This window comes from Paenibacillus xylaniclasticus (assembly GCF_004001065.1).
Taxonomy (GTDB): Bacteria; Bacillota; Bacilli; order Paenibacillales; family Paenibacillaceae; genus Paenibacillus_T; species Paenibacillus_T xylaniclasticus.
Genome location: NZ_BIML01000005.1, coordinates 298,139 through 314,786 on the forward strand (window position 1 = coordinate 298,139; position 16,648 = coordinate 314,786).

At 52.8% G+C, this 16,648-nt stretch carries 17 protein-coding genes; 4 read left to right on the top strand and 13 right to left on the bottom strand.

Annotated elements, in window-relative coordinates; translation table 11 throughout:
- Nucleotides 1-82 precede the first annotated feature (82 nt).
- A complete protein-coding gene (locus PXY01_RS08630) occupies nucleotides 83-1,465 on the bottom strand; it encodes an aldehyde dehydrogenase (RefSeq protein ID WP_127569320.1) in 1,383 nt (460 codons plus the stop codon).
- Nucleotides 1,466-1,572: 107 nt separating this feature from the next.
- Between PXY01_RS08630 and PXY01_RS08635 the strand changes: the two genes are divergently transcribed.
- Entirely contained in the window at nucleotides 1,573-2,244 is a 672-nt protein-coding gene (locus PXY01_RS08635) for a lysoplasmalogenase (protein WP_246027846.1), read from the top strand.
- A 172-nt stretch (nucleotides 2,245-2,416) separates the two neighbouring features.
- Nucleotides 2,417-3,259 (top strand): aldo/keto reductase, encoded by an 843-nt coding sequence (locus PXY01_RS08640; protein WP_127569324.1) that lies wholly within the window; start codon nucleotides 2,417-2,419, stop codon nucleotides 3,257-3,259.
- A 238-nt stretch (nucleotides 3,260-3,497) separates the two neighbouring features.
- Here the strand turns inward: PXY01_RS08640 and rlmN are convergent, their stop codons facing one another.
- The 8 genes from rlmN to PXY01_RS08680 form a co-directional block, all read right to left on the bottom strand.
- Nucleotides 3,498-4,565, bottom strand: a complete 1,068-nt coding sequence (rlmN, locus tag PXY01_RS08645) for a dual-specificity RNA methyltransferase RlmN (protein ID WP_127569326.1) — start codon at nucleotides 4,563-4,565, stop codon at nucleotides 3,498-3,500.
- Nucleotides 4,566-4,672: 107 nt separating this feature from the next.
- Complete coding sequence (locus PXY01_RS08650) at nucleotides 4,673-5,887, bottom strand: MFS transporter (RefSeq protein ID WP_127569328.1); 1,215 nt, start codon at nucleotides 5,885-5,887, stop codon at nucleotides 4,673-4,675.
- A gap of 384 nt (nucleotides 5,888-6,271) precedes the next feature.
- Nucleotides 6,272-6,556 (bottom strand): hypothetical protein, encoded by a 285-nt coding sequence (locus tag PXY01_RS08655; RefSeq protein ID WP_127569330.1) that lies wholly within the window; start codon nucleotides 6,554-6,556, stop codon nucleotides 6,272-6,274.
- An 82-nt stretch (nucleotides 6,557-6,638) separates the two neighbouring features.
- Nucleotides 6,639-7,217: a GNAT family N-acetyltransferase gene (locus PXY01_RS08660; RefSeq protein ID WP_127569332.1), complete on the bottom strand. Its 579-nt coding sequence runs from the start codon at nucleotides 7,215-7,217 to the stop codon at nucleotides 6,639-6,641.
- Nucleotides 7,218-7,535: 318 nt separating this feature from the next.
- The gene (gene thiE / locus PXY01_RS08665; protein WP_127569334.1) at nucleotides 7,536-8,225 is read right to left on the bottom strand and encodes a thiamine phosphate synthase; all 690 of its coding nucleotides are present in this window, start codon (nucleotides 8,223-8,225) and stop codon (nucleotides 7,536-7,538) included.
- Nucleotides 8,222-9,067: a bifunctional hydroxymethylpyrimidine kinase/phosphomethylpyrimidine kinase gene (thiD, locus tag PXY01_RS08670; RefSeq protein WP_127569336.1), complete on the bottom strand. Its 846-nt coding sequence runs from the start codon at nucleotides 9,065-9,067 to the stop codon at nucleotides 8,222-8,224. The genes thiE and thiD overlap by 4 nt, the downstream gene beginning before the upstream one ends.
- Before the next feature lie 24 nt (nucleotides 9,068-9,091).
- Nucleotides 9,092-9,898, bottom strand: coding sequence for a hydroxyethylthiazole kinase (gene thiM, locus PXY01_RS08675; protein ID WP_127569338.1), 807 nt, complete (start codon nucleotides 9,896-9,898; stop codon nucleotides 9,092-9,094).
- 242 nt (nucleotides 9,899-10,140) lie between these two features.
- Nucleotides 10,141-10,959: a helix-turn-helix transcriptional regulator gene (locus tag PXY01_RS08680; protein WP_127569340.1), complete on the bottom strand. Its 819-nt coding sequence runs from the start codon at nucleotides 10,957-10,959 to the stop codon at nucleotides 10,141-10,143.
- 177 nt (nucleotides 10,960-11,136) lie between these two features.
- Here PXY01_RS08680 and PXY01_RS08685 point away from each other — a divergent pair, with 177 nt between their 5' ends.
- Nucleotides 11,137-12,132: an aldo/keto reductase gene (locus PXY01_RS08685; protein ID WP_127569342.1), complete on the top strand. Its 996-nt coding sequence runs from the start codon at nucleotides 11,137-11,139 to the stop codon at nucleotides 12,130-12,132.
- A 136-nt stretch (nucleotides 12,133-12,268) separates the two neighbouring features.
- On the opposite strand, the gene PXY01_RS08690 is transcribed toward PXY01_RS08685, so the two are convergent.
- Genes PXY01_RS08690 through PXY01_RS08700 form a run of 3 tightly spaced genes read right to left on the bottom strand, consistent with a single transcriptional unit; the run spans nucleotide 12,269 to nucleotide 14,868 of the window.
- Entirely contained in the window at nucleotides 12,269-13,249 is a 981-nt protein-coding gene (locus PXY01_RS08690; RefSeq protein ID WP_127569344.1) for an ABC transporter ATP-binding protein, read from the bottom strand.
- A 4-nt stretch (nucleotides 13,250-13,253) separates the two neighbouring features.
- Nucleotides 13,254-14,051, bottom strand: a complete 798-nt coding sequence (locus tag PXY01_RS08695; protein ID WP_127569346.1) for an ABC transporter permease — start codon at nucleotides 14,049-14,051, stop codon at nucleotides 13,254-13,256.
- 7 nt (nucleotides 14,052-14,058) lie between these two features.
- Nucleotides 14,059-14,868: an ABC transporter permease gene (locus tag PXY01_RS08700; RefSeq protein WP_127569348.1), complete on the bottom strand. Its 810-nt coding sequence runs from the start codon at nucleotides 14,866-14,868 to the stop codon at nucleotides 14,059-14,061.
- A 289-nt stretch (nucleotides 14,869-15,157) separates the two neighbouring features.
- On the opposite strand from PXY01_RS08700, the gene PXY01_RS08705 reads away from it, so the two are divergent.
- Nucleotides 15,158-15,910 (top strand): SDR family NAD(P)-dependent oxidoreductase, encoded by a 753-nt coding sequence (locus PXY01_RS08705; RefSeq protein ID WP_127569350.1) that lies wholly within the window; start codon nucleotides 15,158-15,160, stop codon nucleotides 15,908-15,910.
- A 101-nt stretch (nucleotides 15,911-16,011) separates the two neighbouring features.
- Here the strand turns inward: PXY01_RS08705 and PXY01_RS08710 are convergent, their stop codons facing one another.
- Nucleotides 16,012-16,617, bottom strand: coding sequence for a pentapeptide repeat-containing protein (locus PXY01_RS08710; protein ID WP_127569352.1), 606 nt, complete (start codon nucleotides 16,615-16,617; stop codon nucleotides 16,012-16,014).
- Between the last annotated feature and the right edge of the window lie 31 nt (nucleotides 16,618-16,648).

Sequence of the window (16,648 nt, forward strand, 5' to 3'; positions counted from 1 at the left end):
AGAGCTCGAAAGAAAGGGCAGAATCGTAAAGCCGCAGCAGCTTTACGATTCTGCCCTTGTTCTTGCGCGGATGAGGCTGCACTCACCTCATTACCCTTCGAATCACCTTCAACCCGAATGCCGCAGCGGATGGATAACGCAGCGGAATATCAAACCTTGTCGTCTGGCGAAGCACACTCTTGTGGTGTGAGAATGTATCGAACGTACTCTCGCCATGATATCTTCCGATCCCGCTATCACCGACGCCGCCGATAGGAAGAAATGGCGAAGCAAAATGCATCAAAGTATCGTTGATGCATCCGCCGCCGAATGACAGCCGGTCGACGATGCGGCGCTGAAGCTTGCGGCTCCCGCTGAACAAGTACAGCGCCAGCGGCTTCGGTCGCGCCAGCACTGCCTCGAACACTTCCTCTACAGCATCATAGGTTAACACCGGCAGCACCGGTCCGAAAATCTCCTCCTGCATCACGGGTGAGCTCCAATCGACCCCGTCCAGCACCGTCGGCTCAATCGCCCGCTGCGAAGCATCGGACTGACCGCCGATCCGAACAGTACCACCTCCCTCTATAAAAGCAGTAAGCCGCTCGAAATGCCGATCACTAATAATGTGCGTGTAATGAGGATTGCCTAAAGGCTCCTCCCCGTACAGTTCCTTCACCGCTTCCCCCAAATAAGCGATGAACATCTCCTTTACTTCACGCTGTACATATACGTAATCCGGCGCCACGCAAGTCTGCCCGGCATTCGTAAACTTCCCGAAGGCGATGCGGCGCGCAGCGAGCTTCAAATCGGCGTCGTGATGCACGATACAAGGGCTCTTGCCTCCCAGCTCCAGCGTGACGGGCGTCAGATGCTTGGCCGCCGCCTCCATAACAATTCGTCCGACAGCTGTGCTCCCGGTGAAAAAGATATAATCCGTCTTCTGAACGAGCAGCGCGGTACTAGTTTCTACGCCGCCAAGGACAGCGGCTGCCCATTCCGGCTCGAACGCCTCCCCCACAACAGCAGCAAGTGCATCCGCTACGTGCGGCGCTAGCTCTGACGGCTTCAACACAACCGTATTGCCGGCCGCGACCGCACCGACCAGCGGCAGAAGCGCCAGCTGGAGCGGATAGTTCCACGGCGCGATGATGAGCGCTACGCCGTATGGCTCCGGCACGACGTAGCTGCGGCTTCCGAAATGAGTCAGCGGCGTACGTACCCGCTTCGGCTTCACCCAGCGGTTAAGCCGCTTCAAGGTATGGGTAATTTCCTTGTACACAAGTCCGATTTCTGTCGTGAACGCTTCGAACTCGGACTTGTTCAAATCTCGCTTCACGGCGGCAAGCAGTGTCGGCTCGTGCCGCTTCATCGCCTCGCGAAGCGCCAGCAGCCGCTTACGCCGCTCGTGAATTGGCTTGGTCCGTTCCGCAGCGAAGAACGCTCGTTGTCGTTCAATTAATGCTGCCGCTTGAACGTTATCCATGTGGCAATCTCCAGCCTTCCTTGTGTAATTGGGAATGGTGTGCTGTGCGTCATGTTTCATGCTACAATATGCGGGAATTCATTCCATAAATGAAGGGGCGTTATCCATTGAGGACGTTCGGTCTACCTCTGCTCATTGTCGCTATGAGCATCCTCTATATCACGGTTATTCCCGATGACCCGCTTGCAGTCAAGCTGTTGTTCAAAGTCATTCCGATGGCGCTTATCATCGTGTACGCATGGTCCCGACTTCCGAAGAATCGTCAACGCTTTCACTGGGCGGCCATCATCGGTCTGAGCTTCTGCATGATTGGGGACGCAACGATCGAATGGTTCGTCGTGGGCTTATCGGCCTTTCTCATCGGCCATCTCTGCTACATGACAGGCTTCTTCCAGCAATGGCGATATTCCGCCGTTCGGTTCGCCGCCATTATTCCCATTGCGCTGTATTCGATCTATATGGCAGCGCAGCTCGTACAAGCGCTTAACGAGCAAGGCAAAACGAATCTCATCATACCTGTCATCGCCTATATTACCGTCATCGCGCTTATGACTTGGTCCGCTGTTATGACTGGACACCGCTGGGCGATTATCGGCAGCCTGCTGTTTATGGCATCGGATTCAATCCTCTCCTGGAACATGTTTATCGAAGAGATCGCCTATTCCCGCGCGTTCATTATGACGACCTATTATGCCGCCCAATTGTGCCTCGCACATAACGTCGGCTGTCCCATGAAGGCCGAGCAGTCGTCACAACGCTTCACCGTCGATTTGAAATAGCTTCTGATGCTATCATCATAGCATTTTTATAGACCAACCGGACAACTGGCAAAAGGCAACCACTATAAGTTACAATATTTTTAGTATTGAAGGCACTCTTTGCAGTTGTTCAGCTTGACAGGCCTTTATTACGCTTATGCTCAATAAGCTTAGAATAGGAGGAACACTCAATATGACTCTTAACCTGCAATCTGTCACGACTCTCCACAATGGCGTCACGATGCCTTGGCTTGGCCTCGGCGTATTCCAGGTTGCTGAGGGCGAATCGGTCGTCGAAACGGTCAAATCCGCGATCCGCTTCGGTTACCGCAGCATTGATACGGCAGCGATCTACGGCAACGAGCGAGGCGTCGGCCAAGGCGTCCGCGAAGCATTAGCCGAAACCGGCCTGAGCCGCTCTGAGCTGTTCATTACATCGAAGGTGTGGAACTCCGAGCTCGGCTACGAGTCCACACTCGCTGCATTCGACGCTACCCTGGAGAAGCTCGGTCTTGAATATTTGGATCTGTACCTCATTCACTGGCCGGTTAAAGGCAAATATAAAGACGCTTGGCGCGCGCTGGAGACGCTGTATAAGCAGGGCCGCGTCCGCGCAATCGGCGTCAGCAACTTCCACGTGCATCACCTGGAGGATCTACTGGCCGATGCCGAGATAAAGCCGATGGTCGACCAAGTCGAGTACCATCCGCATCTGACGCAGCCAGAGCTTCATGCATTCTGCCGTGCCAACGGCATTCAGCTCGAAGCCTGGTCTCCGCTCAAGCAGGGCAATCTGCTGGACGAGCCGACGATCGTGATGCTGGCGGAGAAGTATGGCAAATCGGTTGCCCAAATTATTTTGCGCTGGGATCTGCAGAATGAGGTCGTGACGATTCCGAAGTCGGTCAAAGACCATCGGATCGCCGAGAACGGCTCCGTCTTCGACTTCGAGCTGTCGGCTGAAGACATGGCGCTGCTGAACGGCCTGAACCGCAACGAGCGCGTCGGCCCAGATCCGGACAATTTTAACTTCTAAAAATAGACGCATATAGGGAAGAAAGCTGCATCCGAGAACCGAAAGCTCTGGATGCAGCTTTTTTATTATTGAGAGGCTCCCTTAATGAGTTAGCCTCTCTCTAGTCGCTCCAGTTGGACTCTTACGACACACTTTTGGTTCTCAAGCGACAAATTTAGCTCCTTTTTCTCGCTCTCCCCCTCAATCAGCACGCCCACAAAAAACAGACGCTATTCTCATCGAATAACGTCTGCTCGAATTAAGCTTCCTTCGCCGCCCGAATCTGCTTGCTGCGCAGTTGACCGCATGCCGCGTCGATGTCAGCTCCGTGCTCCAGGCGAACGCTAACGCTCACATTGTTCTTCTTAAGCACATCATAGAAGGCCCGAATGGCCTCTTGCGTGCTGCGCTGATACTGACTATGCTCATCAACCGGATTGTACGGGATGAGATTGACGTTCACCAGTTCACGACGATCGCCGACGAGCGCCGCAAGCTCCTGCGCGTGCTCAATCCGGTCATTCACGTCCTTGAGCAAAATATATTCAAACGTAATACGCCGCTTCGTCTTCGCCAAATAATAATCAATCGCGTCCATCAGCTTGACAATCGGGATAGCCTTGTTAATCTTCATGATCGACGTCCGCAGCTCATCGTTCGGTGCATGCAGCGAAACAGCCAGATTCGTGTTCAGGTCGGAATCAGCGAACTCTCTGATCTTGCCGGCAAGACCGCTCGTTGACACCGTAATATGACGAGGACCAATGGCCAATCCTTTATGATCCTTTACCGTATTGATGAAATCGGACATATTCTGATAGTTGTCGAACGGCTCTCCGATTCCCATCACCACGATGTGACTAACCCGTTCACCTTGTCCGGCCGCATCGAGATGCAGCTGCACTTTCATAATTTGCTCCGTAATTTCTCCGCTCGACAGATCACGGCTCTTCGCCAGCAATCCGCTCGCACAAAAGCTGCAGCCAATGTTGCACCCGACCTGCGTCGTGACGCATACAGACAGTCCGAACTTATGCCGCATCAACACCGTCTCGATCAGATTGCCGTCAGACAGACGGAACAGAAACTTGATTGTGCCATCTGCTGATACCTGCTTCGTATGCTCCGTCAATGTCTGAATGCAAAAATGCTCCTTGAGCAGCGCGATGCAAGTCGGATGTACGTCATTCATTGCCGCGAAATCGGTTACCCGCTTCCGATACAGCCATTCCCATACTTGCGTCGCGCGGAATTTCTTATGTCCACGTTCTTGCAGCCAAGCGACCAGCTGGTCAAACGTAAATTGATATATCGATGGTTGGTTCATGAGTTATCCTCTCTTCAAAACGATTGATCCTACTGCCTATTGTCCCAGAACTGAGGAAGGAACACAAGAGTGCTCCATAAGCCAAGGAAAAAGAGGATAGCCAATCATTAATGACCTTCTACTTCGTCAACATGCTTCAGATACTTGCGGTTGAACCACAGGAACACGACGGACAGAACAACACACGCGCCGCCAACCGTGAACGGCATATGCGGGTCGTACCATTCAGACAGCTTGCCCGCCAGATAAGGAGCAATTGCACCGCCGATAAAGCGCAAGAAGCTATATGCGGCCGAGGCTGTCGAGCGTACGATTGTCGAAGCGTTCATAACGCCCGTTGTAATGAGGGTGTTGTTATTCCCGAGAAATGCGCCTGACAGAACAACCATCCATATGACAACTTCCTTCTCATACGTCCAGTTCGCGATGACGAACAACGTAGCTGCGAACAGAAGCAGCTGCACACACATGGCCGGAACCGTGCCCTGCCATTTCTGCAGCTTAGGCGCAACGAATACGGACGTGAACGCCAACAGCAGTCCCCAGCCGAGGAATACATAGCCGAGCTGATGCTCGTGGAGATGATGAATGTGACCCAACACCAGCGCTGCATATACAAGCAAGGTAAAAAAACCAAAATTATAAAGAAACGCTGTAATGCCGAACGTACGAAGGGCGCGGTTTTTCAGCGCGCGGAACGGGTCAAGCATCGACGTCTTCTTCTTCGGAGCACCTGTCAATTTATTTGGTGATGGCATCAGCACCATGAGCAGAATGAACGCGAATACCATCAAGCCTGCTACACCGAAGAAAGGACCGCGCCATGAGATCGCGCCCAGCTCACCGCCGAGCAGCGGGCCGACCGAAATACCAAGACCGACGGCAACCTCGAATAGAATGATGGAGCGTGCGACGCCCGCTTTAGACAAAGAGACGACAGCCGTAAGCGCCGTTGCAACGAACATCGCGTTGCCCAGACCCCAGCCTCCGCGCAGCAGGACGAGTCCTAATACACTGTTAGATAAGCCACCTAAGAACGAGAATATAGCAATAACAATAACGCCCATAACGAGCGTCCATTTGATGCCTAACCGTGAGGAAATAACGCCCGTAATAAGCATCGCGATCGCCATGACGGCATTGTAGCTCGTGAAGAGCAGCGTGACGTCTGAATCGGATGCATTAAAATTTTTCGCGATGGACGGCAGGATCGGGTCGACAAGACCCAAACCCATGAAGGCAATAATGCAGGCGAAAATAACCGCCCATACCGCCATCGGCTGGCTAAACATGCCAACCTTGGGTTGCTCTTTAGAATGCATACTTTTGCTCAAACTCCTTTAATTTAGCTGAAATTTTATACTTGCTTCTGATCGATGATCAGCTGCAGCTGCGCCTACCAGACGACCCAGCACCTAACTACTCGCTGCTGCATCACTTTTCGTGTCACACCAGACGGTCGATACCTTCAGCACTGCTTCTAAACAAAGCATGTCATATATTACTTAATACTAAAGCTTACGTCAACGTTAACTTTTGGCCAGCACTGCACTATAGATAGAGAAACTCGTCTGTCATTGCCTTGCAGTTTCCGATAAATACCTGCGATAATGGGGCACAGACGCAGACAGGACCGGGCATCATCATCCGATGACACCGGTCCTGACGAATTGCAGCCCATGCGATGCAGCTGCCTTCATAAGCTCTTAATAAACCTTCAACGCGCGGCCCTTCTCGTCGAGCACGAACTTGCTCTTGCGAACCGCCGAGCCGTCCTTGAACATGACGACGACTCTAGCCGAAGGATCGGAACGGTCGACCTCCGTCTTGTAGCCCTGCGTGTTCACGAGCTCCAAAATTTCATCCAACCCCATGTCCTTATAACCATAAAAGCCGCTAAGACCCGCCCATTCCTTGAGCAGGACATGTACTCGGTGATCTAGCTTGTCCGGACCCGTGACAGGCCGGCTGGTACTGCTTCGTCTAGCCATATATGCGTTCTCCTCCGCAATTAACATCCATTCGCGCACTTGGTGCCGCTCATGAAATCATAGCATTTCGTGGAGCTTTCGTCTATTCTCCCGGTTTTATTGCGACACGTCTGCTGTACAGTTCCATGTCTAAGGACAACTCCGTTCCTGCCTCCAGCGGCTCCAGCCGCTTCGAGTAACACTGACGCATCACTCCGCCATACATTGGACGGGTAAACTGAACTGTCAGCCCAGCCTCCTCGAGATTCCGTATGCTTGGCGCATTGTCAGGATGAACCGTTGCGTATAGGTATAGCATCCCCTTCTCCCGTGCCCGCTGCTCTCGAATCCGGCTGAACAGCCGCTGCAGTCCGAGTCCCCGTGCTGACTCATGAACAATAGTCCCATCAAGCACGGCCACCTTCACCAACTCCTCCTGCGGAACGCCAAATTCACTTCCAAGATTCCAGTTCCGATTCCCCGGAAAAGACAGCACAGAGTAAGCAACAAGCCGTCCGTCCTGAAAGGCCCCATAGATCCCGCCCAGCTCCTCAACATGCGTGTAGAAATAAGCCTCATCATCCACTGCATACAGCGTCTTCGATGGAAGCCGTGATACGACATCCTCCATCAGCGCATATACTGCCGGCACTTCCTCCGCAACGATGCGGCGAATCTCCATGCGATCCTCATTCCTTTATGCGAACTCTTAGGCAGCAGCCCAAGTGTCTTTATTTTATGACGGCCTCAGTGAATTTCCAAGTGCTTCTAGAGGCATAATCAGCCCGCATATGCCGCCGAAATTGTGCCCGTTTGGATGCCAAATCAGGGCGATAAGACGCTTGACAGCGAATTAATCAGAGGATGCGCCAAGCCTCCTGTCCTCACGTGCTTTGAATTGTCCAGTTCTACCTTCTAATACAACCCAGCTTATGACAAAATAAGCATCGCGTCTACCATCGACGCGATGCTTATCTTCTATATAACGTAGCCCCTGCTACTACCCCCGCTCCACCAAACCTTGCGTCACCGCAAGCCGGAGAGCTTCCGCCGCGGCGCGCTCGTCGGCCGCATGCGTAATCGCCGTAATGACGGAGACACCGTCTGCTCCCTCACGCACAACGCCCGAGGCGTTATCCGATGTAATACCGCCGATGCCGACGATCGGGATATGCAGTCCGTGCTCCCGCATCTCCTCCAGCACAGCTAGTCCAGAGGCCGCCTTCGCATCCTCCTTCGTCGTCGTGCTGAACAGCGGCCCGACACCGATATAATCGGCCCCGCTTCGAATCGCCGCCTCCGCTTCGGCAAGATCATAAGCAGACACCCCAAGAATGCGGTCTTCGCCAATCCGACGTCTCACCTCTGCCGCCATTTCGTCCTCCTGGCCGACATGAACGCCGTCTGCATCTAGAGCGAGCGCAAGGTCGACGTCGTCGTTGACGATGAACGGAACGCCGTGCTTGCGGCACAGCCCGCGCAGCTGCGATGCCAGCGCAAGACGATCATCGCCCGTAAGTGCACCAGTGCCTTTCTCCCGGTACTGGAACATCGTCACGCCGCCGGCAATCGCCGCTTCCAGCACAGCGACTGGCTCCTTCAAGCAATTGTTGCTGCCCATTATGAGATACACCTGCAGCAGCCTGCGAAGGGTCTCCTCCTGACGCCAAGCTACAGCCGCCGCGCTCATTCGCCTGCTCCTTGCGAAGCTGCCGATTGTGCCGATAGCTGCCGCTTCTTGTACGCCCAATGGTTCGTCGGCCCATGGCCCCTTCCGATATGCAGCGTATCCTCGATTGCCGCCTCAATGAACGCCTTCGCCACCTCCACCGATTGCAGCACACCGCGCCCCTTCGCCAGCTCTGCCGTTACAGCCGCTGCGAATGTGCAGCCTGTCCCATGCGTATGTCTTGTCACCAATCGCGGACTACGGAATTCATAAAAGTCTCGTCCGTCGAACAACAGATCAATGACGGTATGAGGATCGGATTCGTCATGACCGCCCTTCATCACGACATTGCGTGCGCCTTGACCGGCGATGATGCGGGCCGCTTCCTTACGATCCTCCAGACTGCGAATCTTCATTCCTGCAATCAGCTCCGCCTCGGGGACGTTCGGCGTCACGACGAGCGCCAGCGGCATCACCACCTCACGCAGTGCGCGCAGCGCTTCCTCCATAAGCAGAACAGAGCCGCCCTTGGCCACCATAACCGGATCAATGACAACTTTGTCCCATTTATACTGGACAATCTTCTCCGCCACGCCGCGGATAATATCGGTGTTGAACAGCATGCCTGTCTTCACAGCATCCGTCCCCATATCCTCACCAATTGCGTCCATCTGCTTCTGCACCGCCTCAACCGTCAGCGGGTAAATGCCATGTACGCCAAGTGTATTCTGCGCCGTTACCGCCGTCAGCGCCGTCATACCGAATACACCCAGCTCCTGAAACGTCTTCAGATCGGCCTGGATGCCCGCTCCGCCGCCGCTGTCTGAGCCAGCTACCGTTAATGCTTTCGCCGTTGCTGTCATACCCATTCTCCTAACCCTTTGTTTCTATAGTTTCTCGATCCGGCCAAGACGCTGAACATCATCTGCCGAGACGAGTGCCAATTGGTTCAAGAACTCGATCTGGAAGCTGCCCGGACCTTGCTCCTTCGTCTTGCCCGCTGCAATTTCCGCCGCTACACCGTATACGACAAGCGCCGCTGCCGAAGCTTGTACGAGATCCGGCTCGACAGCGGCGAAGGCTCCGACGACCGATGTCAGCAAGCAGCCTGTTCCCGTTACGCGGGTCAGAATCGCATCCCCGTTATGGATTACATACGTATCTGTGCCATTCGACACGACGTCGTCCTTGCCCGTAATGATTGCCACCGTATTCAGTTGACGGGCAGCCGTCTGCGCGAGTTCCACAACGTTGCCGTCGCCCGCGCCGGCGTCGACGCCTTTGATCTGCCAGGCTTGACCGACGACGTTCGCCACCTCTGCCGCATTGCCCCGAATCGCCGACACGCGGAGCTCCTTCATGATGTCCTGAGATACGCGCGTACGATAGGCTGTTGCGCCTGCGCCGACCGGATCAAAAATAACCGGGACGCCATGCTCATTGGCCGAAGCGCCGGCAATCTTCATCGCCGCGACATCGATCTCGTTCAACGTTCCAATATTCAGAACGAGCGCCCCAGATATTTTCGCAATGTCTGCCACTTCCTCCTTAGCATACGCCATTATCGGCGAAGCACCCAACGCAAGCAGACCATTCGCTGTAAAATTCGTCACCACGACATTCGTCATGCTCGTAACGAGCGGATTACGGGATCTAACCTCATCAAGAAGCTTGGTTACGTTCTTAATGTTCATTCTTAAATCAACCTCTCTCATCTATGAAATATTGGACGATATGCAAAAAGCGCTTTGCCTGCAGGAGCAAGCGAAGCGCTATTCATCACACTTAGCGGTATACGTGTCCCTACACTGGCATTACCCAACAGGTTATGACGGTCTATGACGGATTAGCCATACTCTCAGCCTGCTTCCACAAGCTCCCGAATCGATATGTAATTGCGATCAGTTTATTACATTCCGCTCCAAATTACAATGGTTTACGGCGAAGCTAGCTGCCGCAGCCGCTCTCTAGCATCACCCTGTGCGGCTGGAATATGAAGCACGATTCGAAGCATCGGATACTCCGATGCCGTCAACGTAACAGGCCGTACGCTCATACGACCGACCACAGGATGATCAATCAATTTGTCACTACCATAAGTCACTTGAATGTCTTGCAGCTCCCACCACTGCCGGAACTCTGAGCATCGCTCGTACAGCTCCTGAGCCATCGTCTCGTCCTGCAGCAGCCTGCCGGAGCGGTACAACGCCAATATAGATTGCGCATCCTTCTCCCAATTGACGAACAGTCGGCGCATAACCGGGTTCATGAAATTCATCCACAGCAGGTTTCGTTCACGTCCAGCCAGCAGAGCAAAATCAATCGTAAATACACGGCAGGCCGCTTCATTCCAAGCCACGATATCCCACTGCTCGTCAATGGCAAATGCCGGGAGCTCGGCCCATGAATCTAATATTGCCTGAAGCTTATAATCAACGGCTGGCTCGGCGGCCGCAGCACTGTATTCAGCAGCATCGAAGACAAGGTAGAATAAATGCCTGCGCTCTGCCGCATTGAGCTGCAGCGCACGAGCAACGCTGTCCAGCACCTGTGGAGATACGTTTATCTTCCTCCCCTGCTCCAGCCATGTATACCATGAGACGCTAACCCCTGCGATATGGGCAAGCTCTTCTCTCCGAAGGCCGGGTGTGCGACGTCTTCTCCCGATCTCAAAACCGTACTCCGACGGATTAAGCCTCTCCCGGCGCATACGCAGAAACTGTCCCAACTCCGTCCGCCGACCGTCATCCTTCATCTCGCTTCACCTTCTCCCTATACAGTTTCCATTGTCTATTCATACTGGTGGTGTCAGACCTAGGATAACCAAACCTATCGATAACCAAATATATCCATGCCATAATGATACCATAGGAGCAATCTATTCAAAATCTATTACAGCCGCAAAGCTGCAGCACAAAGGAGAGAATAATCGATGAAATACCGGCCATTAGGCAAGAACGGTCCGCTCGTATCCGTCATCGGCTTCGGCGCTTGGGCAGTAGGCGGCCCGGGCTGGACGTACACATGGGGCGAGCAGGACGACGAAGCATCCATCTATGGCATCCGTGCCGCACTGGATGCCGGCGTAACGCTTTACGACACGGCGGCTGTCTACGGACTTGGCCATTCCGAGGAACTGCTCGGTCAAGCGCTTCATCAGGACCGTAGTGATGTATTCATAGCCACCAAAGGCGGTCTTGTATGGGACACCAGCGGAAATATTACCCGAAACGGAAGCTACAGCTCGATCATCCGAGAAGCGGAGGAATCGCTTCGCCGCCTGCGTACCGACTACATCGACCTCTATCAACTGCATTGGCCGGACGATAACGTGCCGATCGAAGAGACGGTACGCGCGCTCGATAAGCTCGTACAGGACGGCAAAGTACGCTACATCGGGCTTAGCAACGTATCGGCCTCTCTATTGGACCATGCACTGGCCGTTCGTCATATCGATTCCATTCAGAACTCCTATTCTATCATATCGCGCTCTATCGAGCAGGAGGTGCTGCCGTTGTGCAAAAGCAGCGGTGTCGGCGTGCTCGCCTACAGCCCGCTAGCTTCAGGCTTACTGTCCGGTAGCTATACGATTGACACCCGCTTCGCCGCCGATGATTGGCGTTCACAATCGCTCATTCATACAGGCGAATCGTTCGAGCGGAATCTTGCCATCGTCGAGCAATTGAAGACGCTTGCGGACGAGCTTGGCATAACCGTTGCCCAGCTTGCCCTCGCTTATGTACTCGCCCATCCGGCAGCGACCTCTGCACTTGTCGGCGTGCGCAAGCCTTCGCATATCGAAACAGCGGTACCCGCAGCGCATATCAAGCTCAATGACGACATCCTGGAGCAAATTCGTACAATCGCAGGCGACGCGCCGAAAGTCAAAGCGCCGATCAAGCATTTGAACGAGATAAGCCCCGAATAACAAAAATATTCCCTCTTCGTAATGCGGCAAGTTTCTTGTGAACAAGCCTAAGACGCTCACACGGCGAACTTAGGCTTGTACTTTGTCTATAGTCTATAGAAAAGGACCTGCCGATACCGACAGACCCTTCTCGTCCCTATGCCGTATATAAGTGCTTAATAACCTGCTCAATTGGTATGTTCGTAATGTTAATGTCAATGACCGGGAAACGGTCAAGAATTTCCGAGAACGCCTCCTTGATCGTCTGACGGCTTAGATCGATCTCGATAAGTGCTGACTGCGGATGCAGCTCCAGCACCTTATAGCCTTCCAGATGGGCCGCCGGCACTGGAGTGGCGAACTTAACGTCGATGATTTTGCTATTCTCGAAATAAGTGCTTAAGTTCTGCATTGTGTCGTCGAATACGACTTTCCCTTTGTTAATAATCGTGACATTGTCGCACAGGTTCTCCAGATCGGCCAGATCGTGCGTCGTAATAAGAAACGTCGTCCCATGCTCTCGGTTCATCTGTTTAATGAAGGAACGAATATTTTCTTTGGACACGATGTCCAACCCGATCGTTGGCTCATCTAGAAAAATAAGCGGCGGTTCATGCAGCAGCGCACAGACGAGCTCGCACTTCATTCGCTCTCCAAGCGACAACGTCCTTACGGGCTGATGGACAACGCGGCCGATCTCCAGCATACCGATTAAGTAGTCAAGCCGCTCCTTATACCGATCATCCGGAATTTTGTACATTTCTTTGTTCAAGGCAAACGTGTCGATTGGCGGAAGATCCCACCACAGCTGCGTCTTCTGTCCGAACAGAACGCCAAGCTTACGCACGTACTGCTCACGCTCCAGCCATGGAATATGACCGAGCGATTGAATCGTTCCTCCCGTCGGATGAAGAATGCCGGACATCATCTTGATCGTCGTCGATTTGCCCGCTCCATTCGGCCCGATCAGGCCGCGGATCTCGCCTCTTCGAATCGTGAAGCTGACGTCATCGACGCCGTTAATTAATTCGGACTCACGACTGAACAAAGCGGCAAGCGACGAAAGAAAGCCTTCCTTTTTCTTGATTTTCTTGAAGGTCTTCGTTATATTCTTCACTTCAATAATAGGTTCACTCAACTGCTTAACCCCCCGCACTCGTATAATTGCGAAGACAACGATTCCATACTGCGATGCTTATTCCGAACAGGACAACGGAGAAGCCGGCCGCGGACCACAGCATCCCATCGGCTCGTCCCAGAAGAATCTGCGCCGGATAGAAGCCCCACAAGGCGAATGGAAGCACGGTCACCATAACCGTCTTCAAGAAGAGCGGAAAAATGTTCGTCGGGTAGTTGCCGAAGTCCGTAATCCGGTCTAGCATTTCGCCGATCCGATTCATCTGTACGAGCATGATCACAACCGCGCAATAAAGAATGGTGATGGCCATGAATAAAATAACGCCGCCGAGCACCGCCACAATTAACTGCAAATAAGAAACGACGATAAGATGCGTATGTAGCCTGCTTAACGAGTATCCCATGAAGAGCAGGCCAGCGATCAACGATCCGATGCCGCTTAACTGGAAGCCGCTGCACAGCAGCACGCCAATCGGCGGATACGGCTTCAAGAGCAGCCGGTCGAAGTCTCCCTTCCACACCATGTCCATTACCGAGTTCCGAATATTGCCGAACAGCGTATCCCTTATGCCGAACCATAACAGCAGCACGCCTTGGAACAGCAGTATTTCGTTCAGCGTCCAGCCTGGATAGCCTCGCGTCTGCGTAAAGAACAAATATTGCACGAACGGGCCGAGTCCCGAGACGAAGACGGAGATGAACAGCCCTGTAATGAAATCAAATCGGTAAATCATCGCCCGGGAGACGCTTAGCTTCATATGCCAGACGTATAATCTCATCAGTCCTGAAAAAGTAGCAGCCATCCTCTGTCTAACCTCCCGCCACGACAACTTTACGAATCAACAACGCCCACACCATCCGGCAAACCGCATACAGCCCGAGTATCCATGCAAGCTGCATAAGCACTACATGCAAAAATTCGATTCCTGACTGGGTATCTGGATGATTGATGAAGAAACGGATCGGCTCGTAGAAAATATACTTGAACGGAAGTAGATCGCATATACGCTGCAGCCAGCTAGGGAAGAAGTCAAGCGGAATCAGGCTCCCGCCGAGCAGCATAACAAGGGCACCTTTGACGGCGTTAACGCCTGAGTTATTTTGCGTCACCATCGCGCTCAAGCCAATCAAGTAGTTGATTAAGAAATGGAGAAAGAAGGCCAACGTAATAATAACCAGAAACTTGCCGAACGATGCCCACGTCAAGAAATCGGGTGGATAAATAAGCGGATAAATAATCATATCCGGCACGAACTCAAACAGGACGCCAGTAATGCGAAGCGCAATAGCATTCGCCAACTCGAAGCGGAACAGCGACATCGGCCGCAGCAGCATCGGTCCCATCTGCCCGTCCAAAATGTAGTTCGACATCCGTCGATCAGCAAAATTGAACGTAAATACCCAGACGAACGTCGTCACCGCGTAGTACCAGATCATTTGCGTAAGGTCATAGCCCTTAATGTGAGAGGTGCCGTTGTAGGCATAAATACTCTTGAACAAATAAATGTTAAGCAAGAGGATAAACGGATGAATAATGATCGAGATAGCAAACCCCTTCGGATACGCAATGAACACCTTCAAATTCAACTGTATTGCTTTCAGAAATACGCGCAAAAGCATCCCTTCCTTCCTGATGAGGCGAAATATGTGTCAAAAAGGTGAATAATGCAATCCATATTATCCCATTACCAACATTTTTTCAAGAGTTTTTTCATAAAATATTCTATAATTGCTCTTTTTATTTATTGTGGTAATTTTGTCCTGAAGGTTTAGTTCTGAACATCACGAAAGCATAAAAGATAAGCAACCTATGTCATAACTTTGTTACAATGACCTGTGGTACAATGTCCCTCAGAATAGCGTAAGCTTGTGTAACCTATTACAACAGACCGAAATGGGAGGGCTTACTGTGGTAGAGGTAAGGGGCAAATGGGCGCTTATTACAGGGGCAAGCCGGGGCGTTGGATACGAGACGGCTATCTTCATGGCGAAGCAAGGCGCGAATCTCATTCTGCACAGCCGGGATTTAGAGCATACGAGGAAGGTCGAGCAGGAAGTACTGGCGCTTGGCGTGGAAGCCTACAGCGTACAAGCCGAGCTTGCGAACCATAACGAGGTGGTCGCGATGCTGGCGAAAATCGACGCGAGAGGAACGCAGGTCGATATTGTGTTCAACAACGCAGCCGTTCAGATCGCCTATCGGACAGACTTCTGGCATACGCCAATCGAAGATTTTGAGATGAGCTTCCGCATCAATTTCATTGCCATTGCAACGATCTGTCATCATTTCATTCCGAGAATGCTTGAACGCGGCTTCGGACGTGTTATCAACACGACGAGCGGCATCCGGAACGAGCCGGAGCAAGCGGGCTACGCTGCCAGTAAAGCGGCGCTCGATAAGTTTACGAAGGATCTCGCTTCTCGTCTAGAAGGAACGAACGTCATCTTGAGCTTGACTGATCCAGGCTGGTGCCGTACCGATCTAGGCGGACCGAATGCACACCACGACGTGAAGACTGTCGTGCCAGGCATTGCTGTCGGCGCTTTCGTCAACGACGGGAAGAGCGGGCGGTTTCTGCCTGCGCAGCATTTTGCCGGCATGACATTGGAGGATGCCGTTGCAGAGGCGGAAAGATTTACTGCAACTCCATATACGATCTAGTGCCTATCATCGGAGTCCCCTGTTCGATATGTACACAAACAGCCTGCACAATGTGCAGGCTGTTCTCGTTCTTGGGCCAGTCAAAGACAATCCCCGCGGACCTAATCCACCTTCGCGCCATAAGAACGGAGAAATCCAACCGCTTGCGCTCCGTCCATCCTTGCGCCTTTCACATTCACCGTCAGCCAATCTACTCCTGCCGTCTCCGCCCCGCGCAGATCAGCACCCGTTAACTTCGCTTGTGATAATTGAGCGCGTGTCAAATCGCACTTGCGCAAATCCGCCTTCTCCAAGTTAGCACCGTGCAGATCCGCTTCCATGAACAGGACGCCGCGCAAATCCTGCTTCGCCAGATGAGCATGCTTCAAATTCGTGTATGACCAGTCACCCTGTACAATAGTGATACCGTCGAGCCGCGTCTTCGTGAAATCGGAACCGGTCAGCTTGCAATTCATAAACTTCGCCACGAACAGGCTCGCCTCTTCAAATCGGCAGTTCAAGAAGGCCGTCTCCGTATGCAGCGACGCATTCAGCATCGCGCCTGTGAACTCACACTCGATAAAACGGCAGCCTGTCGTTATCATCTCCTCCAACGAGGAGCTTGTAAATCGGCACCGTTCGAACGTGCAGCGCACAAGCTCCCGCTCTCTCCAGTCACCGCCGCCAAAATCTTCTCCGACGTATCGCTCATCCCTTAATGGTTCCATTCTTCTAACCTCGGTTCGCCCTTCCTCGCGC